Source organism: Streptomyces sp. VNUA24, assembly GCF_029167005.1.
Taxonomy (GTDB): domain Bacteria; phylum Actinomycetota; class Actinomycetes; order Streptomycetales; family Streptomycetaceae; genus Streptomyces; species Streptomyces scabiei.
The window spans coordinates 9,770,186-9,790,854 of the sequence record NZ_CP119143.1; the positions used below are offsets into that span (position 1 = coordinate 9,770,186).

Genomic DNA, 20,669 nt, shown 5'->3' on the forward strand with positions numbered 1-20,669 from the left:
TGCGAGAGGAGCGGGCCCTCGGCCGTACGGGTCGCGGTCCGGGTCGGAGAACCGGGTTCAGCGGACCGGCATGCCCTGCGGCTGCTGCGGCGCGATGCCGAGCGCGGTGGTGTACTTGCCGAGCGCCAGCTTGCCGATCGCCGGGTAGGGGCCGAGCGCCTCGGCGGCGGAGCAGCCCGCCTCCTTCGCGGCGGCCTCGATCAGACCGGCGTCGATCTCCGGCCCTATCAGGTACGGGGCGAGCGCCAGTTGCTGCGAGCCCGAGGAGCGCAGCTGCTCGGCCACGGAGGTGATCGAGCCCTCCTGGTCGAGGGCGGCGGCCATCACCGGCACCGCGAGACGCGCGGCCAGCAGCATGCCCGTGATCCCGGCCGCCTGCACGGCCTCCTCGCCGCCCACGGTGGCGAGGACGATGCCGTCGGCGGCGGTGGCCACGGTGAACAGCCGGGCCCGGTCGGCACGCGCCAGACCGGCCTCGGACAGGCGGACGTGCAGCGCCTCGGCGAGCAGCGGGTGCGGGCCGAGCACATCGGTCAGCTCGGCCGCGATACGGCTCTCCATGACGGCCTGGCGCACCTGCCGCAGGGTGGCGCTGTCCGGGCCGGCCAGCAGGGGCACGACGACGGCGACGAGGCCCTCCGGCTCCTTGACGTCCAGGCCGGCGGCGCGCGCCTGCTCGTAGCGGGCGGTGCGCTCCTCGGCGGCGCGCGCGAGCACCGACTGCAGCGTGGGGAACTCGTCGGCACCGCCGTCGACATAGCCGATGCGGGCGTCGAGGCCGGGCAGCTCGGAGCGCGCGATGCTCACGACCTCCTCGGCGAGGCCGCGCGTGGCGGCGCTGGGCGTGCCGGGCACCGCGAGGACGAGCGCGGGCGCGCCCTCGGGAGCCGCCAGGGGCTCCGGGCGGCGGTGCCGCCCGGGCTGGCGGGGTCGCGGCATTCGTACTGGCAGGCCGGACGCGGGCCCAGTGGGGGAGCTCATGGCGCCGCATGTTACTGGCTTCTTGGGTCCCCCTGTTCGGGGAGGGTGCAGGTGAGCGGTATCCGTCCTGATTTGTCTGATGAGTTACGGGCCGATCAGGGTCGATCACTCCCGCATATATCTATCGAGGGGTGTTCTTGGGGGTGAACGGCGGGTCTTGTCCGACAGGCTTGATTGTTCCCTTTTGCGGGGATCGCTTTTCGGCCACCACGTACAACATCCGCTCGTCGTACGGCAACCCGGGGCCGTCACCGGCCAGCGCGGCCGCGATGCGCACGGCACCGTCCAGCGGATCCCCCTCCGCCGGCACCGGCCGCGCGTGCGGCAGCAGCTTCGCCAACTCCGCCTCCAGTGGGTCGAGCAGGGGCGCGCCCAGCTTGAACAGGCCGCCGGTCAGGGCCACTCGGGGCTCACCCGAGGAGGGGCACACGGCGGCCGCGGCGTCGGCCATGTGCCGAGCGGCCTCGCGCAGGATCTCCGCCGCCACCGGGTCGTCCACGGCGCAGGCGCCCACCTCGGGGGCGAAGGAGGCGAGGACCGCCGGGCGGTCGTGCCGCGGGTAGAGCCGGCCGGGCAGCCCGTCCATCGGGCCGAACGCCGCCTCGGCGCGCGCCAGCAGCCGGGCCGAGCCGCCGCTGCGTCCGTCGTACGCCCGCAGCGCCGCCTCCAGTCCGGCCCGCCCGATCCACGCCCCGCCGCCGCAGTCCCCGAGCAGATGGCCCCAGCCGTCCGCCCGGCGCCAGCGCTCCAGGTCCGTGCCGATCGCGATCAGCCCCGTACCGGCCGCGACCACCGCACCCGGGCGCGGGCCGAGGGCGCCGGTGTACGCGGCGACCGCGTCGGCGGCCAGCGCCACCCGCCGCACGCCCAGTTCGCGGGCCAGCGCCGACGGCAGCTCGGCACGCAGCTGTTCGCCGAGCGTCGCGAACCCGGCGGCCCCGACGGCCGCGGCGACCGGACCGCCGCACCCGGCGTCGTCGATCAGCCGCCGCGCCAGGGGCAGCAACCGCTCCAGCAGCTCCCCGGCGTCGAGACCGCGCGCCCCGGTCCGCACCGGCTCCGGGGAGGAGAGCGGCTCGCCCAGCCTCCGCGTGCCCCGGGCCAGTACCGCGCGGAGCCCGGAGCCGCCCGAGTCCACGGCGAGCACGACGGGGGGCTCGCCGCCGGTCACGGCAGACGCCAGTCCACGGGAGCGCCGCCCTGGCGGGCCAGCAGGTCGTTCGCCCGGCTGAAGGGGCGCGAACCGAAGAAGCCCCGGTCGGCCGACATGGGGGAGGGATGGGCGGACTCGATGGACGGCAGGTCGCCGAGGAGCGGGCGGAGGTTGCGGGCGTCACGGCCCCACAGAATGGACACCAGCGGCTTCCCCCGCCCGGCCAGTGCCCGTATCGCCTGCTCGGTGACCTCTTCCCAGCCCTTGCCCCGGTGCGCGGCCGGCTTGCGGGGGGCCGTGGTGAGCGCCCTGTTGAGCAGCAGCACCCCCTGCCGCGTCCACGGCGTCAGATCACCGTTGGACGGCTGGGACAGCCCGAGGTCGGTGTTCAGCTCCCGGTAGATGTTGAGCAGGCTGCCCGGCAGCGGCCGTACCTCCGGCGCGACCGAGAAGGACAGTCCCACCGCGTGTGCGGGAGTTCCGTGATCTGTGTATCTGCGAGGAGAGGTCGGCGAGCTGGTACGACCGTGGCGGAGTGGGTTGAGCATCGGTTGCAACGGGCTCCCCTCCTTCCCGGTGACCGGCTACGAGAGTTGCTGGACCGGCTCGATGACCTTGCTGAGGAGGAAGAGTAGCGGTGTACGCGGCGTCTGTGCGCGCGGTGGCTACTGTGTGTGCGAGGTGTCGGTGTGTGCCACTAGGGTGGCGCCCTGTGGCACGACGACCGTTGCATGAACTGGTGGAAGCGGGCTGGGCCAAGGCTCTGGACCCTGTGGCTGAACGAATCGCCGTGATGGGAGATTTCCTGCGGGCCGAGATAGCGGCCGGCCGGACATACCTTCCATCCGGGGCCAATGTCCTGAGGGCGTTTCAGCAGCCCTTCGATGACGTGCGCGTCTTGATCGTAGGTCAGGACCCCTACCCGACGCCGGGGATGGCGATCGGCCTGAGTTTCGCTGTATCGCCCGAGGTGCGGTCGCTGCCGGGCAGCCTGGAGAACATCTTCCGGGAGATGCACTCCGACCTCGGGCTGCCCAGGCCGTCGAACGGTGATCTGACGCCGTGGACGCGGCAGGGGGTGCTGCTGCTCAACAGGGCGCTCACCACCGCCCCCCGCAAACCGGCCGCGCACCGGGGCAAGGGCTGGGAGGAGGTCACCGAGCAGGCGATCCGGGCGCTCGCCGGGCGGGGGAAGCCGCTGGTGTCCATCCTGTGGGGCCGTGACGCCCGCAATCTGCGGCCGTTGCTGGGCGATCTCCCGGCGATCGAGTCCGCGCACCCGTCGCCGATGTCGGCGGACCGGGGCTTTTTCGGTTCGCGCCCCTTCAGCCGGGCCAACGATCTGCTGATCCAGCAGGGCGCCCAGCCGGTGGACTGGCACTTGCCGTAAGCCGTGGTGCACGTGACGGCTCTGAGGGCGGCGGGCTCCTTGTGACTGTCGGCCTCAGAGGAGCCGTGGACGTGTTTCGATGACGCACCATGTTGAGTGTGTCGCGATCCTTGAGCCCGCCACAAAGGGCGCCTGACCTGCAGGTTCGGGTGGTGTGCGTTATGTGCGCCGTGGGCGTTACGGGCGATATCTTGACGCACGTTTGACGCACGCGGCGCATGTTTGACGCACGTTTGACGCACGTTCTGATTGGTTGTCAGGTGCCGAAGGTGTGCTGCTACCTGATCTCTTCGGGGTGTTGTCGGGCGGTGGGTGAGGCTGAAGCCGGTACCTGCGAGGCAGCCGTCGATGAGTTCGGGATGACGCTGGATGCGACGCAGTCCGCGGCGTCAGACGCGTTCGAGGTGTTCGTGATCCGTGAAGGCGATGTTGGCCGGCGGGCCGCGTCGCAGCAGTGACCACACCCCTTCCATCGGGTTCAGATCCGGTGCACAGGAGGGCAGTTGCACGATCGTGAGCCAGTCATGGTCAGCGGCGTACTGGCGCATTCCCGCGGCCCGGTGGGTGTTGAGATTGTCCCAGATCAAGATGATCGGGGCGCCGAGCCGCAGGTGGGCGCGCACGACCAGGTCGCGGTAGTCGCTCCAGGCGAAGCTCCTGCGCCCGGAACCGGGATGCTTGCGGTGACGATAGGGCCGGTAGATCAGCCGCGATGTCTCGCCGGGCTTGCAGCAGCACAGGGCTGCGATCGAGAAGCGGCACCAGGAACGGCCCCGCACCACCGGGCTGTGACCCCGCCGGCTCCATGTGCGGGCGACGGACGGGGTCATCGAGAACCCGGCCTCGCCCTCGAACACCACGTAGGCCCCGAGCGCCGCCGCAGTCATTCCACCTGCGGCCACACCTCCTTCTTCCGCAACCCCACCGCGCCCTCGTCGCGCTCCAGCGCCCGGCGAGCGGGCGACTGCCAGGACCAGCCGTGCCGGTGCAGCAGCCGCCACACTGCCGCCGACGAACAGTCCAGCTCGAACTTCCGCCAGATCAGCGCCCGGATCCTGGCCAGCGTCCAGCGCTGGTCCTCACAGCCGTGAACGGCCGGGCCTCGCGCCAACTCCCGTTCCAGTTCAGCGAACCGCTCATTGGACAACTTGGGCATCTTCGCAGGCCCCGCCGGCTCCAGGGCATTTATACCGCCCGCCCGCCAGACACTGCGCCACCGCTCCACCGACCGTTCACTGACCTGCAGATCCTTCGCGATCACCGCGTTCTTCTCCCCCGTACGAACCGCTCACCGGCCTCGAAGCGGATCCGCTCTCGAGCTTGCTGCTGCTCGGCGGTCAACCCGCCACCCTGCGCGTACCGCATACCACCGGCCTACCGCAGGGATCGCTACGCGTCACCCCCTCCGACAACACCCCGAAGAGATCAGGTCGGTATTCGCGGACGGCTGCCCAGAGCCGACCTGCTTTTGATCAACGGGCCGACGGGCCAGCCGTGTTCGTTGAACGACTCGTGCCGGACACGGCACGACGCGTCACCGACCGCAGAGCCGTGCTGCGCGCTCCGATCTTTGTCTTCCGAGCCAGTGGCACCTGCTACAGGGGCCTGGAGAGCATCCTGCACGCGGGCGGAGCCATCGACGTTCGCTGTCTGGAATGCGGGACCCTCCGCTGTATTGGGACCGACATGGGTATCAGCTTGCTGCCTTCCACCGTGGTCGAGCGGGACTCCGGGCGCGATCAGGCACGGGCGCACGAGCTGCCGGAGGATGAGTCGCGCGGAGACCGTGTTCATCCCGGCGGGTCGACGCGCACCGGCGCCCGCCCTGACGGGTTTGCTCGCTCATACCCCGGCTGTCGATCAGGCTCTGCCGACATTGCGGATGGTTTGCCGTTCCTCTATGGACACCGGCTAGTTCACCGGATCGTCCGACGGGCGACACAGGCTGGCCACAGAAAATTCTCTATCAGTGATGGCTCCCATCGGAAGCAATCGTTGGATCTGAAATCTCGGGATATCTACTGTCCCCCTAACGCCGCACCGCCTGTCGGCACCGCAGACGAGCGGACGCCCAGACGAAGGGGACTTCGCCTTGTTGAGAACCCGCCTCACCCATGCACTCGGTATCGAGCATCCCGTTGTGCTTGCCCCTATGGACATGGTGTCCGGAGGCCGACTCGCCACCGCGGTCACCGCCGCAGGCGGCCTCGGCATGATCGGAGGGGGCTACGGCGACCGTGAGTGGCTGAAGCATGAGTTCGCCGCTGCCGGTGACACCCGCGTGGGGTGCGGCTTCATCACCTGGAGTCTCGCTCGCGACCCCGAACTCCTCGATGTCGCCCTCACACACAGGCCCGCCGCGGTCATGCTGTCCTTCGGTGACCCGACACCGTTTGCCAACCGGGTCCGAGCTGCGGACGTGCCGTTGCTCTGTCAGGTCCATACGCTCGACCAGGCACGCCAGGCCCTCGACGCGGGAGCGGATGTCGTCGTCGCACAGGGCGGTGAGGCCGGCGGGCACGGAGTCGGCACGCGTTCGACATTCACGCTCGTACCCGACATCGCCGACCTGATCGCCGCCCGCTCCCAGGAGACTCTCGTTCTCGCCGCGGGCGGTGTGGCCGACGGTCGCGGACTGGCCGCCGCGCTCTCGCTCGGGGCTGACGGCGTCCTGGTCGGGACCCGCTTCTGGGCGACTGAGGAGGCGGTTGTGTCCGCCCGCGCCCAGATCCGTGGTGTCGAGGCCACCGGTGACGACACCATCCGCACGGGCGTCTATGACATCGTTCGGCAGTACCCCTGGCCGGCCGAGTACAACGGACGCCTGTTGCGCAACCAATTCATCGATCGCTGGCACGGCCGAGAAGCGGACCTGGCCGCGCGATTGCCTGAAGCGGTGGCGGAGTTCCACGCCGCCGTGGTCGAGCAGGACTTCGAGGTTGCGAACATGATCGTCGGCGAGGCCATCGGTCTGGTTCACGAGATTCTCCCCGCGGGCGACGTCGTACGCCGCATGGTCCAGGAAGCCGTCGGACGCCTGAGCTGCTTCGCTCAGCAGACCGCCGCGCGCGGAGTGTAAGCCGAAGCTCTCCCCGGGAGTGGCAGTTCTACCGATGACTGGCAGCCCGTCCACGACCCCGCCGTCGCCGGCCGTAGTGGTCAGTCCGCCCATTCGTACCCGGCTGAAGACGCCCACGGTCCACCGCCCGCCGGGCGAACAGGATCGATCCTCCTTCGACATGTCCACCCGTTCTTGAACTCACCGCGACACCGCAGCATCGGCATCGGGAGGGATCGCAATGTCCAGTCCCCAATCACCGCAGACCTCGCCGCGCGAGCTGCGCCGCATCATCACCGCGTCCAGCACCGGCACGCTCATCGAGTGGTACGACTTCTTCATCTACGGCAGCCTTGCCGTCGTCTTCTCCGGCTTCTTCTTCCCCGCCGGCGAATCGAGCCTCGCGCTCCTGGTAAGTGTGGCGGCGTTCGGCACCGGCTTCGTCGTCCGTCCCCTCGGAGCACTGTTCTTCGGCAGGCTCGGCGACCAGGTCGGCCGCAAGAAGACCTTCCTCGCCACACTCGTCCTCATGGGCGCGGCCACCACCCTGATCGGCTGTCTCCCGAAGTACGACACCATCGGCGCAGCGGCTCCGGCGCTGCTGGTGCTGCTGCGGCTGCTCCAGGGCTTCGCGGTGGGCGGTGAGTACGGCGGCGCCGCCACCTACGTTGCAGAGCATTCCCCCGCGGACCGCAAGGGCTTCTGCACCAGTTTCCTGCAGACCACGGCCACCCTCGGGCTGCTGCTGTCCATCGGCGTCGTCGTGGCCTGCCGGCTCCTGCTGGGTGAGGAGGCGTTCACCTCGTGGGGCTGGCGTCTTCCCTTCCTGCTCTCCTCCGTCCTTGTCGTCCTGTCGCTGAGGATGCGGCTGAAGCTCCACGAGTCGCCTGTCTTCTCCCGTATGCAGGCACAGGGCACCCTCTCCAAGGCTCCCGTCCGAGAGGCCCTGGGCAACCCCCGGTCCCTCCGCCTCGTCCTGCTCACCTTGTTCGGTCTGACCGCAGGGCTGGGAGCGGTCTGGTACACCAGCCAGTTCTACGCCCTGTTCTTCCTGCAGGGCGTGCTGAAGGTGGACTTCCTCACCAGCAATGTCTGCATGGCGGTCGCGCTGGTGCTGGGCACCCCGACCTACATCCTGTTCGGCCGGCTGTCCGACAAATACGGCAGGCAGCGCATCGTCATCCCGGGCCTGGCGCTCTCGGCCGTAAGCTTCCTGCCCCTGTACGCGTGGATACGCGAAGCCGCCGCTGACCACTCGTGGGCACAGGTGGTCGTGGCTGTGACGCTGCAGATCGTGTTCAGCGCCATGGTGTACGCGGCGACGGCCGCCTACCTGACCGAGCTGTACCCGCCCCGGATCCGCTACACCGGCCTGTCGGTGTCGTACCACCTGGGCGCCGGGGTCTTCGGCGGCTTCATGCCGCTCATCGCGCTCTCGCTCACCACGTCGACCGGCAACCAGCTCGCTGGTGTTGCCTACCCCATCGTCGTGGCGGCCGTGTCCACCGTGGTCAGCCTGACGCTGCTGCGCGGGGGGAGGGGACAACAGATTCGTCCGCGCCGTGTGGGAGCAGCTCGACACCCCGGAGCAGTCGGACTCCTCCGAACCCGCCCCCACCGGGTGATCCAGTCCAGCGCCCGTCATCCCTGACAGAGGCGGGCGCTGCCCGGGGTTCCGCCACGTCCGCCACACAGCCGGACGTGGCGGAACCCCGACCACCTGCCCTACCAGAGCCACAGCGGCCAACCGCAATGTCGCCCCTGCTCAACCCTCAACCTCGTGGAGTTCCCATGTCGTCCTTCCGTAGATCCCGCATCGCCCTGATCGCGACCGTCGTCGCTGCCACGACCGTCACCGCCGCCTGTTCCAAGCGCACCGACGGCGATGACTCGAAGAGCTCCGGAGGCTCCTCCGGCCGCAAGTTGTCCGTGGTGGTCGTGGCCGGTCCGCTTGCCGACCCGTTCTTCGGCGCGATGAAGACCGGCGCCGACAACGCCGGCAAGGATCTGAACGTCGCCACCGAATACCTCAGCCCGACCTCGACCGACGCCTCGGGTCCGACGCTCGCCAGGCTCATGCAGGCGGCCATCGCGAAGAAGCCGGACGCCATCGTCGTCGGCAACTTCTTCCCCGAGGCTCAGGACCCTGAGATCAAGTCCGCGATCAAGGCCGGTATCCCGGTGGTCGTCATCAACTCCGGCCAGACGAACTGGAAGGAGCTGGGCGCCATCTCGTTCGTCGGTATCGAGCCTTCTCTCGCGGGCACCAAGTCAGGTCGGGAACAGGCCGCGCGCGGAGTGAAGAAGGGGCTGTGCGTCAACACGGTGCCTGGCAACCCCGCCCTGGAGCAGTTGTGCCAGGGCTACACCGACGCGATCAAGAAGGGGGGCGGCACGGCGAGCTCGCTGCGCGTGCCCTACCAGAACGCGACCAACCCCACGAAGGTCACCCAGGCCATCGCGGGCGCGCTCAGGGCCGACAAGAGCATCGACGGCGTGTTCACCACGGGTGCCGCCGTCGCGGAGAACGCGCTGACCGCGGCGAACAACGCCGGACGCAAGCTGACCATCGGCAGCGGCGACCTGTCCACCCAGGTCCTCAAGGACATCAAGGCGGGCAAGATCCAGTACGCCGTCGACCAGCAGCCCTACCTCCAGACGTACTACGGCGTCCTGATCGCCAAGCAGTACGTGCAGTACCGGCTCGTGCCCGCCGACGGGGTGCTCACCGGCCCCCAGGTCATCGACAAGGACAACGCGGCCGACGTGCTGAAGATCAACGAGCAGCAAAAGGGCATCCGCGGTGCCTCCTGAGACGCCGCAACAGGCCCCGAATTCCAGAAGAGAGCACCCATGACCATCGAGCAAGAAGCTCCGGCAGCCACCGCGCCGGACGAGAAGACCGCAACACTGAGCGTTTCACTGATGTCAAGCACGGCACGGCGCCCGGAGCTCGGCGCGCTGATCGGCGCCGTCGTCGTGTTCGTCTTCTTCCTGGTGACAGCCTCCGGCTCCGGCTTCACCAGCGTGGACGGCACCGCGAGCTGGCTGGACACCGCCGCCGAACTGGGTGTGGTGGCGACACCGGTCGCGCTGCTGCTCATCGCCGGAGAGTTCGACCTGTCGATCGGTTCCGTCGTCGGCGCCACGTCGGTGATCGTGGCCATCGGCAGCGGTACCTACACCTTGCCGCAATGGGTGTCCATCCCGCTTGCCATCGCCTTCGGGCTGCTTGTCGGGCTGGTCAACGGCCTCGTCGCGACCCGTACCAAGCTCCCGTCCTTCATCGTCACTCTGGGTAGTTCGCTGGTCGTGGGCGGCGGCGCTCTGGGCCTCAGCCGCGCCCTGTCCGGCAGTACGGCAATGACGCTGACACCGGAGCCGAGCGTACAGGCGGTGTTCGGCTCCAAGGCCGGGCAGTTCCAGGTCTCCATCCTGTGGTGGCTGGCGATCACGGTGCTCGCCTGGTGGGTACTGACCCGCACCCGCACGGGAAGCTGGATCTACGCCACGGGCGGGGCACTGGACGTAGCGCGTGACGCGGGTGTCCCCACCGCCCGGGTCAAGATCTCGCTCTTCATGGCCACGTCCGTCGGTGCCGCACTCGTCGGCGTCCTGCAGACAATCACCTACAGCGGGGGCGACGTGACCCGCGGCTCCAGCTTCATCTTCGACGGCGTGATCGCCGCCGTGATCGGCGGAGTCCTCCTGCAGGGCGGCTACGGCTCGGCACTCGGCGTCCTCCTGGGCACGGCGACCTACGGCATCGTCAGCCTCGGCATCTTCTACACCGGCTGGAACACCGACTACGCCCAGCTGTTCCTCGGCGCCCTGCTGCTGGTCGCCGTCATGGCGAACAACTACTTCCGCAAGCTCGCACTGAGTGGCAGGTGACCCTCATGACAACCACCACGACCGATCATCCGCTGATCGAACTCCAGAGCGTCACCAAGCAGTTCACCGGCGTGACCGCCGTCGCCGACGTCTCGCTCACCGTCCGGCCCGGTCAGGTGCTCTGTCTCCTCGGCCACAACGGCGCCGGCAAGTCCACCCTCATCAAAATCCTGTCCGGGGTGTACGCGCCCACGGACGGCACGATGCTGATCGACGGCGAGCCCGTACCACTCGGCGGTCCTCGCGACGCTCTGGACCGCGGCATCGCCACTGTCCACCAGGGTGCGGGCACCGTCCCATTGATGAGTGTGGCCCGCAACTTCTTCCTCGGGGCCGAACCCACCAAGGGGCGCGGACCGTTCCGCCGCTTCGACGCCGCGACGGCGGGCCGGATCGCCCTTCGGGAGATCCAGGAGCTGGGTATCCGCCGGATCCGTGACGCCGACCAACTGGTGGGCACCATGTCCGGTGGTGAACGCCAGGCTCTTGTCATCGCCCGCGCCCTGCACTTCGGAGCCCGGGTTCTGATCCTGGACGAACCGACTTCGGCGCTCGGCGTCCGCGAGGCCGAGATCGTCCTGCAGGCCGTCGAGAAGGCACGGGACCGGGGAGTCGGCGTCGTCCTGATCACCCACCAGGCCCATCACGCCCTACGCGTCGGCAACCATTTCGCCGTCCTCGCCCACGGCCGGCTCGTGGCCTCGTTCGCGCGAGGCGAGAAGGAGGCAGCCGAGGTCATCGACCTGATGGCGGGCGGGTCGACGATGCAGGAACTGGAGCGCAAGCAGGCATGAGTACAGCCCAGGACACCGTGGCCAGGGCATCCGGCTACACCGCGCCCCGCTTCTCAGGCGTCCGCGACGCCTTCGAGAGCAACCTGCGCAACGGCGACGACATCGGCGCCTCCGTCGCCGTCTACCAGAACGGCGAGCCGGTCGTGGACCTGTGGGGCGGCATCCAGGCCACCGGCGGGGCGCCGTACCCCGAGGACGCCCTGCACGTCGGGTACTCCGTGACCAAGGGCGTCCTGGGCCTGGTCCTCGCGAGCCTGGTCGACACGGGCGAGGTCGACCTCGACGCGCCCGTGTCGGCCTACTGGCCGGAGTTCGCCACGGCCGGCAAGGACAGCGTCCTGGTCCGCGAACTGGCCTCGCACCAAGCCGGTTTGCCCGCCTTCGAGGAGCCGATGACAAAGGCCGACGTCGCCGACTGGAATGGTTGTGTGCGGCGCCTGGCCGACCAGGCGCCGATATGGATCCCGGGCACCCGACACGGCTACCATGCCCTGACCCTCGGCTATCTGGTCGGCGAGGTCGCACGACGTGCGAGCGGCAGGAGCGTCGGCGAGCTGCTGCGCGAGCGCTTCGCCCCAGCTGGGGACCTTCAGGCGTGGATCGGCCTGCCCCCGGAGCACGACGAACGCGTCATCCGCTACCAGGATGCCCCTCCCACACCGGGAATCGGTGACTTCCTGGCCACCGTCGCCGGAACCCCCGGCACGCCGACCCACACTACGTTCAACAACCCCGCCGTCACCGCGGATCTCTTCAATGACCCCGGGATGTGGCGGTCGGAGATCCCTGCCGCCAACGGCGTCTTCGACGCCAGGTCACTGGCCCGGCTCTACTCCAGCGTGGTCGACGGCCCCCTCCGTGCCATCTCACCCTCCACGGTGGACAGGGTCCGGCACGAGCAGGTACGCGGGCCCGACGAGGTCCTGGTCGACCAGCCGACCCGGTTCGGCACCGTCTTCGCTCTGTCGTCTCCACGCCAGCCCATGCTGGGCCAAGGATCACTCGGCCACGACGGCCTCGGCGGCCATCTGGCCTTCGCCCACCCCGAATCCGGCATCACGTTCGCCTACCTCACAAACCGCGCCATCCCCGACCCCACGCCTCACACTCGGCTATGGCGCCTGCTCTCGGAGGTGATCGCGGCTCTGTGATCAGCACGCCTTGATGGTCGAACACGGCGGTGTGGCACCAGGGTTCATATCAGCCCATGCTCAGCATGCTTGCTGGTGTGCGTCAGGTGCTGAGTGCGGTGCGCAGCGTGGCAGCCATGAGGTCGATAGCCCACCGGCCGCTCCGGCGGTCGCGGCCGGTCCCGCCGCCAGCAGTTCACGCTGATCAATCGCCGCCGCCCACCGCGCCTGCTTGTCCGCCGCGTCGGTCTCGGCGGCCAACTCGGCTATGTACTGGTTGGCTCCCGCTTCCAATGCGGCGGCGAGCATCCAGCGGCCGCCCTCGCGTACGATCTCGTCGATCAGGGAGCCGAGCTGGGTGGAGCCGTTGGCGGTGACAACACTGACCACGGGCGGGCATTTTCGACCCGCGTTGCGGAACGCGGTCCTACTGGGTGACCATCACAGAATCGTTCGGGAAGGTACGCCTTCTGCGTTCTCCCAGCACCGAGCCACAGGTTCCAAGCATCGCTCGGCCGAAACTGCTACGTGGGTTTCGTGAACCCCAACACCGCCGAATGATCGAGGACTCGCGGCACGGTTACCGATGCCCGCCAACAGCCCTGAGTGCCCGTCGCCGGACACCCGGGCTGCCCGCGCAGGTGACGAGTCGAGCCTACGCAGGCGCGTCAGGAATGGGTCGGCATCGCGAAGTCCGCGCGCACCTGGTTGTCGTTGGGCCAGCGGGTGGTGGCGGTCTTGTATCGGGTGTAGAACCGCACGCCTTCGGGGCCGTGGATGTGGTGGTCACCGAACAGGGACCGCTTCCAGCCGCCGAACGAGTGGAAGGCCATGGGCACCGGGATCGGCACGTTGACACCGACCATACCTGCCTTGACCTTGGCCAGGAAGGTGCGGGCGGTGTTGCCGTCAGCGGTGAAGATCGCCGCACCGTTGCCGAACTCGTGGTCGTTGACCAACTGCAGCGCCTCGTCAAACGACTGGGCGCGCACCATCGACAGCACCGGTCCGAAAATCTCCTCCCGGTAGATCCGCATGTCCGGGGTGACGTGGTCGAAGAGCGAGCCGCCGAGGAAGAAGCCGCCCTCATACTCGGGGAGCGAGGCCTGGCGGCCGTCGACGACCAACTCGGCGCCTTCCGAGCTACCTACGTCGAGGTAGCCGGCCACCTTGTCCCGGTGCACCTTGGTCACGAGAGGACCCATCTCGACTCCGTCCTCGGTGCCTGGGCCGACCTTGAGGTCTGCCAGGGCCGCGACGACGCGTTCCCGCAGGGCGTTCGCGGTGTCCTCTCCGACGGGGACGACGACGGAGATCGCCATACAGCGCTCACCCGCTGATCCGTACGCGGCGCCCATCAGCGCGGCGACGGCCTGGTTCAGGTCGGCGTCGGGCATGACGACCATGTGGTTCTTGGCGCCGCCGAGTGCCTGGACCCGCTTGCCGTTGGCCGTGGCCGTCTGGTGCACGTACTCAGCGATGGGCGTGGAGCCGACGAAGCTGACGGCCTCGATGTCGTCGTGCGCGAGGAGGGCGTCCACTGCGGCCTTGTCGCCGTGCACGACGTTGAATACGCCCTTGGGCAGTCCGGCCTCGGTGAGCAGCTTGGCGAGCTCGACGCAAAGGGTGGGGTCCTTCTCCGAGGGCTTCATCACGAATGTGTTCCCGCAGGCGAGCGCGACGGGGAACATCCACATGGGGACCATCGCGGGGAAGTTGAACGGAGAGATGCCGGCGACGACACCGAGCGGCTGGCGCAGGGACACCGCGTCCACCGCGCGGGCGACGTTCTCGGAGAACTCTCCCTTCAGCTGCTGGGGGATGCCGCAGGCGAACTCGACGACCTCAAGACCGCGGATGACCTCGCCCTTGGCATCGTTGCGTACTTTGCCGTGCTCGGCCGTGATGATCGCAGCCAGCCGGTCCGTCTCTCGTTCCACCAGGTCCCGGAACCGGAACAAAATGCGGGCCCGGATGTGCGGCGGGGTGACGGACCAGGTTTCGTACGCCTTGACGGCGGCCCGGACCCCCGCGTCCACATCGGTGCTCGTTCCCAGGGCGACAAGGCCGGTGACCTGTCCGGTGGCCGGGTTGTACACCTCACTACGGTGCTGTGCGCCGCGGTCGTCGAGACGGCCGTCGATGTAGTGGTCGATGTGTGTTGTCGTCGTCATCGTGGCTCCTCAGAGAAACGTGGGATCAGACGTGGTTTTACGAGTAGGGGGCTGGATCTCGTCGCTGGTGCGCACCACCGGGTTACTGGCCGAAGGGCCGGACCCCAGGGCCTGCTCAGCGGTGAGAGGCGTCGTCAGAAAGGGTTGGCCTTCCGGCTCGCATACCCGTCGATCCGTGTGTGAGCGCGTCGATGCCAGCGCCGCCAGTCAGCCAGGGCGGCATGGTCACTGGGGCGGGGCCGAGGTACCCCTCAACGGGCACATCGTCACCGCGTCGCGTCGCGCAACCGCGTGTTGGCAGTCCGCAGTGCCCCGGTCGCCGCCTCCTGCCACACGCGCGCCGAGGCCAACAGCCCCGTCATGGACGGGGAGATATGGACATGCCCTTCTCCTAGGTAGAGCTCGACGGGTACATCCGCGTTATGCAATCGCTGCGCGTACCACTCGCCGTCGCCACGTAGGACGTCGTATTCGGCGACCGCGATGTATGCCGACGGCAGCCCCTTGAGGTCGCGGGTCAGCAAAGGGGAAGCCAGCGGATCGCTACCCTTACCGCTGCCGAGGTAGAGCGCACAGAACGTGCGAACGTCGGACATCGACAGAGGAAGTTCCTCACCCTCATCCCGTGGGCGGCTGTGAGTCAGGTCGAGAGCAGGCACCTCCAGGAGTTGGTAGTCGATGTCGTCCCGTGCCTCGTCTCGCAGCATGATTGTTGCCGCGGCAGCGATGTTGGCGCCCGATGACTGCCCACCGATGGAAATCGCGCCGGGAAGCGCGCCGATCTCGGCGCTGTTGTCGCGAACCCAATCAATGACCGAGATCACATCGTAGACGGGCGCCGGAAATAGATGTTCGGGCGCTTTGCGGTAGTCGACAGAAATGACAATGCAATCTGCATGTACGCAGCGGTGGCGACTGACTGCTTCCGAGTGCTTTGAGGACGCACTGTTGATCACCCACCCTCCACCATGCAGGAAGATGTGTACCGGATGGGGTCCGTCGGTGGCCGGCCGATACAGGATCGCTCGTACATTCCCGAAGGGCGAACCGATACTCAGGATCTGGCGCTCGGCGACGCGCGGACCGGGGCATCCGAACATGTCGAACGCATCGTCGTTGTTCTGGTTCATCTGCGCGCGGAAGAGTCCCGGGTCTTCAATGACCTTCGGAGGATGGCCGAAGGGCATAAGAGGTCGCAGGTCCGGGTCGATCGGCATGTGTGTCCTTGAGGATGCGTGAAGGGAGCGGTGCCGAGGACGGGTGTCAGCGAACGCTCTTTACCGGAAGGATCGCGATGCCCCCGAGGATCGCGACGCCACCGGCGACGGCGAACAGCGTGGAGTAGGACCCCCCTCCCAGAAGGAGGATGAACGGAGCCGCCGCAGGAGCGAGGGCGTTGGCGAGTGTGCTGGACATGTTGAAGACAGCCATGTCCTTACCCGCGTTCGCTGTGTCCGGAAGAACATCGGTGACCAGTGCGAGGTCAACGGCGAGGAATGCCCCGTAGCCGATCCCCGCGATCCCCATCGCGAACAAGTAACCGCTGAACCCTGTGACGAGCGATGCGATGATCAGCGCGACACCATATATCGCCGCAGAGGTCAGCACGAACGCCTTCCGGCGGCGAAGGAAGTCCGACAGTCTCCCGCCAGTAACACTGGTGAGGATGGTCGTGATCGACAGCACCAGGCTCGCGATGAAGATCTGCCGCGGTACCTCGTTCGGGCTGGATCCGAGGTGATTGAGCAGAAAGAACGCCTGGTAGGTGGTGAGGAAACCGTAACCGATCACAAACAGAAGACGGCTGAACCAGACCCACGCGAAGTCCGGGTGCCGGACAGGGTTGACCCAGAATGTCCCCGCAATCTCGCGCAGAGACAGTCTTGGTTTGGGGGCGTCCTTGGGGAGTCGGCGATCCTTGACCAACCCGATGAAGATCAGAACGCTCACAGCGGCGATGAGCGGCGGCAGCAAGAACGTCAGCAGAGTATCGGTGGCCACTGCTTGGACGATGAACGTACCGCCGATCACCCCCAGCGGGAGCGTGAGACCGACCAGACCGGAGACCAGGCCACGCTGATGCACAGGCACCTGGTCAGCGATGACCGCGAGCAGTGGGGTTCCGATCAGGTTCGCCGCGACGCTGTACAGCGCGAAGGCGATAAGTAGCACCGGAACATTCGGTGCGAGCCCCATCACCGCTCCCAGCGCAACTACTCCGACCGCGCCAGCGAGAAGGTACGGACGGCGCATGCCAATGCGCGCCGTCGTCCGGTCACTCAACCGCCCCACCAAAGGCATCAAAACCAGGGGGAGGAGGACACCCACACCGATGATGGCACTCAATGTGCTCGCGGCGTTTTTGGAGCCGACCAGATCCTGGACCTTGAGCGCCAACGAGACCGTGCCGGGCGTCAGGCAGGCGATCCAGAATCCTGCGTAGGCGAACGCAAACGCGAAGATGAACGACTTTCCCACTGGGGGATGCTCGCTCTTGGATGACTCAGTGAGGGACCCAGCCAGCGGCTCGGATGGGATAGGGGACGCAATCATGTCGTGCCAATCTTCGTTCTCTCACTTGAATGTATAAGTGACTGGGGTTGGATGCTTGAATCCGAAGGGGCGCATTGAGAGACGTTTTCGTCCGAGCGCCTCTCGCCCGGTGGAGCGGCGTTGCGGAGACTCTAGGCTCGCCGAGATTTGAGAACCAACGATTGGTTGTGATGACATCCATCGCTGACAGAGAACTTTTCATTGGCCGACGAGTGTCAGGCCGGTGAACTCGCTTGATCGTTTCCCTCCGCTCACAGCCGGTCGGCAAGGCGCGTAAGGGTGTCGACGGTGGACTCGGCCCTTGCCTGGCGGTGACGGTTCCGGCCCACAGGTGGATCAGGCGTGTGTCAGCGGCTGCGGTGGCGGCTCTGCGGAGAGGTGGTGGAGGGCGGGGTAACCGGTCGGGGCGATCAGGTCGTATCGGTCGGTGAAGTGGTTGCGCAGGGCGCGCGCGGGGCGTCCAGTGAACGCGCGGGTTACGACGGTTGTGTCGAAGGCCGGGTCGACCAGGGCGGCCTTGTGTGGTGCGGACGCTCCGCTCTCTTTCGTGCGCAGCAGGGCGGTGCCGACCATCGCGGCTTCCGCGCCCGCTCGTTCCGCGGCTACCACGTCGGCAGCGGTAGTGATTCCACCGGTGGCGATAATGGGCAGAGCGACGGCGCCGCGTACTCCGGCGATCAGGTCGGGCAGCCGGACCGGCGCGGGCGGACTTGAGGGGGTGAGCGTTGCCGAGTGCCCACCGGCGGCCGACGCTTGCACGATCAGCGCCTCCGCACCGGCACCAGCCGCTCGACGCGCTTCATCGGCCGAGGTGACGCACTGGAGCACAGTACTCCCGGCCCTCCGTAGAGCACTGACGACCGCGCGGTCCGGGATACCGAGGTGAAGGACACCCAGGGAACGGGAGCGGAGATGAGCAGGTCGATCTTGTCCTTCCAGTGGTCGTCGTCCTCGATCGGTTCCTCTGGCAGCGAGATCCCGTAGCGGTCTGCTTCCGCCTGCGCCTCCCGCGCGTGACGGCGGTACGCCTCTTCGGAGACAGGGACCGGGTTGGGGACGAATAGGTTGACGCCGAAGTTGACGCCTTCCGTACGCGTGGTGTGGATCTGCCCGGCGAGTGCCTGTGCGGTTTTGTACCCGCCGGCCAGGAATCTCAGGCCGCCCGCGCGGGCCGCTGCCGCGACCAGCGCGGGCGTGCTCGGTCCGCCGGCCATCGGCGCTGCGATGATCGGAAGTCGCGCTCCGATGCCGGACAGCAGTCTGCTCACGGCAACTCCTCGTGAAAGGCACTGGCATCAGGCGGCCGAAGTCATGCGCCCGAGGTGGTGTGGAAAGCGGACGCACACGGCGGCGGCCGCGATCGCGGCGACGACGACCATCGCGCTGCCCAGCAGGAGCGCCTGGTGGTAGCCGTGGCTCAGCAGCGGGTCGGCGAACAGCGGGCCGAGGATTTGGCCTGCGCTGTATCCGGCGGTCAGCAGGGCCACGGCGCGCGGCACCTGCAGGTGGGTTCCGATGGACAGCGTGATCGTGCTGACGCCCATGAAGGTGGCGCCGAAAAGCACCGCGGAGACGAGTGCGGGCGTGGCACCGCTGAACAGCGCCGGAAGGGCGATGCCCATGGCCTGGATGGTCAGAGAGATGAACAATAGCGCCGGCCTGGACCAGAGCCGGGCCAGCCGGGCCCACAGGGCGCACGAGGGAAGGGCCGCCAGTCCGACCACGATCCACGCCCCAGCGCCAAGCCAGCCCTTGACGTCCTGCTGGATCGCGGCGACCAGGAAGGTGCCGGCGATGATGTAGCCGATGCCTTCGAAGGTGTAGCTGGCGAGCAGCGCGAGGAACCAGCGGTGGGTACGGGGCCGTTCGGTCTGCGCGGCGGCCTCGGGACTTTTCGGTTCCGGCTGTGGGGCCAGGGGCCAGGCGACCGCCGCGAGCAGGGCCGCGAGGGCGGCGCAGATCCACCAGGCGGCCTGCCAGGTCGAAGCCACCTGCAAGGCGGCGATCAGTAGGCCGGAGAGGGCGATTCCGGCACCGACTCCGCCGAAGGCCCATCCGACCAGGTGGGCGTGTGTGTGCAGGCGGGAGAGCATGGCGCTGACGGCGATCACGAAGATCAGCGCGCTGGCGGCGCCGGCGACGAGACGCAGGAGGAACCAGGCGGTGCCGTCGTGGGTGGCCGGCATGAGCACCAGCGTTATTACCAGCACGACGAGTGAGCCGCGAAGAATCGCGGTCGACCGTACGACGGCGGGGAGGGCGATGCCTACCAGGGCCCCGGCGAGGTATCCGATGAAGTTGGCCGTGGCCAGGCTCGCCCCGAGACCCGAGGAGAGTCCGGCCTGGGCGTGCATGAGGGGCAGGATGGGGGTATAGACGAACCTGCCGATCCCCATTCCCGAGGCGAGCGCTGCCGCCGCCTGGGCAACGATGGCGCAAGGAGACTGCGTTCGCAGACAGGTGGGGGCGGATGACTGCACGTCAAGGGCGCCTTCCTGGTGGCGGTGAGTGGCCGACTCTGACGCTAGGCGGGCGCGTGTTTGGTTGTGAAATGCCGGTTAAGCTGCCCCTATGCACAGCAGGCATGGATGCTGGGAAGGGGGCTGAGGGCTTGGACATCGAACTGCGTCATTTGCGGGCCTTCACGGCCGTGGCCCGTCACCGCTCCTTCTCCCGTGCCGCCGAGGAACTGCTGATCACACAGCCGGCGCTGAGCCGTACGATCGCGCAGCTGGAGAGCAATCTGAGTGTCCGACTGCTCGACCGGTCCTCACGGCACGTCGAGCTGACCGACACCGGTGCGGAGTTCCTCGCACACGTCGAGCGGGTTCTGGCGACTCTCGACCAGGCTCTCGCCGTCGCCAGCCACCGAGTCGTCCTCCGGCTCGGCTTCAGCTGGCTGCTACCCGATCCCTGGGCACAGGAGGCCGTGGGCCGCTTCGAGGAGAGCACAGGCGCATCGGTCGCCCTGACCCGGACGGACGATCCTCTACAGGCGTTGCGTCAGCGCACCCTGGACATCGTGCTGGTCCGCGGTGATTTCGACGTGCCGAGAGGGGCACGGACCATGCACCTGTACGACGAGCCGCGTATCGCCGTATGCTCCGAGCGCTGCGATCTGACCCGCCTCGGCCATCTGGACTGGACGGACGTCCAGTACTGGCCCCTGGTCGTCAACACGGTCAGCGGTACCACCGGCCCCTGGTCGTGGCCCGTGGACGAGCGCCCGGCCCAGATCATCGATACGGCCAACTACGACGAATGGCTGGAGACGGTGGCAGCCAACCGCGGGATCGGGATCGTCCCCGAGGTCGCGGAGCGCCGCTCCCAGCACCCCGCCGTCCGCTTCCTGCCCCTGACCAACGCGCCACCGAGCCCGGTCAGCCTCGTCTACCTGGCCGGCACCCAGCGGACACTGATCCGTCGGTTCCTGGAGGCCGCCCAGGTCGCCACCCCCGGGTGATCCGGATTTCGACCCTACGAACACAGTCTATGCCCGGCATGCATAGATGGGTCACAAAAGGCATTTCTGCGAGGAGTGG

Annotated in this window: 18 protein-coding genes and 2 pseudogenes; 8 read left to right on the top strand and 12 right to left on the bottom strand. The window is 68.0% G+C overall.

Annotated elements, in window-relative coordinates:
- Positions 1 to 57 precede the first annotated feature (57 nt).
- The 3 genes and pseudogenes from PYR72_RS42025 to PYR72_RS42035 form a co-directional block, all read right to left on the bottom strand.
- Positions 58 to 981, bottom strand: a complete 924-nt coding sequence (locus PYR72_RS42025) for a hypothetical protein (RefSeq protein WP_086022912.1) — start codon at positions 979 to 981, stop codon at positions 58 to 60.
- A gap of 121 nt (positions 982 to 1,102) precedes the next feature.
- Positions 1,103 to 2,152: a BadF/BadG/BcrA/BcrD ATPase family protein gene (locus PYR72_RS42030; RefSeq protein ID WP_275460163.1), complete on the bottom strand. Its 1,050-nt coding sequence runs from the start codon at positions 2,150 to 2,152 to the stop codon at positions 1,103 to 1,105.
- Positions 2,149 to 2,613 (bottom strand): annotated as a pseudogene (locus tag PYR72_RS42035) (uracil-DNA glycosylase); the annotation flags it as partial. The gene PYR72_RS42030 and the pseudogene PYR72_RS42035, both read right to left, overlap by 4 nt.
- A gap of 233 nt (positions 2,614 to 2,846) precedes the next feature.
- On the opposite strand from PYR72_RS42035, the gene PYR72_RS42040 reads away from it, so the two are divergent.
- On the top strand, positions 2,847 to 3,524 hold the full coding sequence (locus PYR72_RS42040) for a uracil-DNA glycosylase (RefSeq protein WP_275460164.1): 678 nt from the start codon (positions 2,847 to 2,849) through the stop codon (positions 3,522 to 3,524).
- Between the two features lie 302 nt (positions 3,525 to 3,826).
- On the opposite strand, the pseudogene PYR72_RS42045 reads toward PYR72_RS42040, so the two are convergent.
- Together PYR72_RS42045 and PYR72_RS42050 are read right to left on the bottom strand one after the other, a co-directional pair.
- Positions 3,827 to 4,411, bottom strand: a pseudogene (locus PYR72_RS42045) (transposase); the annotation flags it as partial.
- Entirely contained in the window at positions 4,408 to 4,785 is a 378-nt protein-coding gene (locus tag PYR72_RS42050) for a winged helix-turn-helix domain-containing protein (protein WP_343245556.1), read from the bottom strand. The pseudogene PYR72_RS42045 and the gene PYR72_RS42050, both read right to left, overlap by 4 nt.
- A gap of 834 nt (positions 4,786 to 5,619) precedes the next feature.
- Between PYR72_RS42050 and PYR72_RS42055 the strand changes: the two genes are divergently transcribed.
- From PYR72_RS42055 to PYR72_RS42080, 6 genes are all read left to right on the top strand, one after another.
- The gene (locus tag PYR72_RS42055; protein ID WP_275460663.1) at positions 5,620 to 6,603 is read left to right on the top strand and encodes a nitronate monooxygenase; all 984 of its coding nucleotides are present in this window, start codon (positions 5,620 to 5,622) and stop codon (positions 6,601 to 6,603) included.
- Positions 6,604 to 6,823: 220 nt separating this feature from the next.
- The gene (locus PYR72_RS42060; protein WP_275460165.1) at positions 6,824 to 8,233 is read left to right on the top strand and encodes an MFS transporter; all 1,410 of its coding nucleotides are present in this window, start codon (positions 6,824 to 6,826) and stop codon (positions 8,231 to 8,233) included.
- 140 nt (positions 8,234 to 8,373) lie between these two features.
- The gene (locus PYR72_RS42065) at positions 8,374 to 9,396 is read left to right on the top strand and encodes a sugar ABC transporter substrate-binding protein (protein WP_275460166.1); all 1,023 of its coding nucleotides are present in this window, start codon (positions 8,374 to 8,376) and stop codon (positions 9,394 to 9,396) included.
- Between the two features lie 39 nt (positions 9,397 to 9,435).
- A complete protein-coding gene (locus PYR72_RS42070) occupies positions 9,436 to 10,476 on the top strand; it encodes an ABC transporter permease (protein ID WP_275460167.1) in 1,041 nt (346 codons plus the stop codon).
- 5 nt (positions 10,477 to 10,481) lie between these two features.
- Complete coding sequence (locus tag PYR72_RS42075) at positions 10,482 to 11,270, top strand: ATP-binding cassette domain-containing protein (RefSeq protein WP_275460168.1); 789 nt, start codon at positions 10,482 to 10,484, stop codon at positions 11,268 to 11,270.
- Complete coding sequence (locus PYR72_RS42080; protein WP_275460169.1) at positions 11,267 to 12,421, top strand: serine hydrolase domain-containing protein; 1,155 nt, start codon at positions 11,267 to 11,269, stop codon at positions 12,419 to 12,421. Before PYR72_RS42075 ends, PYR72_RS42080 begins: the two co-directional genes overlap by 4 nt.
- Positions 12,422 to 12,481: 60 nt before the next feature.
- Here PYR72_RS42080 and PYR72_RS42085 read toward each other — a convergent pair whose 3' ends face one another.
- The 7 genes from PYR72_RS42085 to PYR72_RS42115 form a co-directional block, all read right to left on the bottom strand.
- Positions 12,482 to 12,790: a hypothetical protein gene (locus PYR72_RS42085; protein WP_275460170.1), complete on the bottom strand. Its 309-nt coding sequence runs from the start codon at positions 12,788 to 12,790 to the stop codon at positions 12,482 to 12,484.
- 278 nt (positions 12,791 to 13,068) lie between these two features.
- Positions 13,069 to 14,574: a CoA-acylating methylmalonate-semialdehyde dehydrogenase gene (locus PYR72_RS42090; RefSeq protein WP_275460171.1), complete on the bottom strand. Its 1,506-nt coding sequence runs from the start codon at positions 14,572 to 14,574 to the stop codon at positions 13,069 to 13,071.
- Positions 14,575 to 14,840: 266 nt separating this feature from the next.
- Positions 14,841 to 15,791, bottom strand: a complete 951-nt coding sequence (locus PYR72_RS42095; protein WP_275460172.1) for an alpha/beta hydrolase — start codon at positions 15,789 to 15,791, stop codon at positions 14,841 to 14,843.
- Between the two features lie 46 nt (positions 15,792 to 15,837).
- Positions 15,838 to 17,052 carry an MFS transporter gene (locus PYR72_RS42100; protein ID WP_275460173.1) on the bottom strand — a complete coding sequence of 405 codons (1,215 nt, stop codon included), beginning with the start codon at positions 17,050 to 17,052 and terminating at the stop codon, positions 15,838 to 15,840.
- 411 nt (positions 17,053 to 17,463) lie between these two features.
- Positions 17,464 to 17,955 (bottom strand): nitronate monooxygenase, encoded by a 492-nt coding sequence (locus tag PYR72_RS42105; RefSeq protein WP_275460174.1) that lies wholly within the window; start codon positions 17,953 to 17,955, stop codon positions 17,464 to 17,466.
- Positions 17,889 to 18,395: a nitronate monooxygenase gene (locus PYR72_RS42110; protein WP_275460175.1), complete on the bottom strand. Its 507-nt coding sequence runs from the start codon at positions 18,393 to 18,395 to the stop codon at positions 17,889 to 17,891. The genes PYR72_RS42105 and PYR72_RS42110 overlap by 67 nt, the downstream gene beginning before the upstream one ends.
- A gap of 27 nt (positions 18,396 to 18,422) precedes the next feature.
- Entirely contained in the window at positions 18,423 to 19,607 is a 1,185-nt protein-coding gene (locus PYR72_RS42115; protein ID WP_275460176.1) for a YbfB/YjiJ family MFS transporter, read from the bottom strand.
- Between the two features lie 131 nt (positions 19,608 to 19,738).
- Here PYR72_RS42115 and PYR72_RS42120 point away from each other — a divergent pair, with 131 nt between their 5' ends.
- Positions 19,739 to 20,590, top strand: coding sequence for a LysR family transcriptional regulator (locus PYR72_RS42120; protein WP_275460177.1), 852 nt, complete (start codon positions 19,739 to 19,741; stop codon positions 20,588 to 20,590).
- Positions 20,591 to 20,669: the final 79 nt, after the last annotated feature.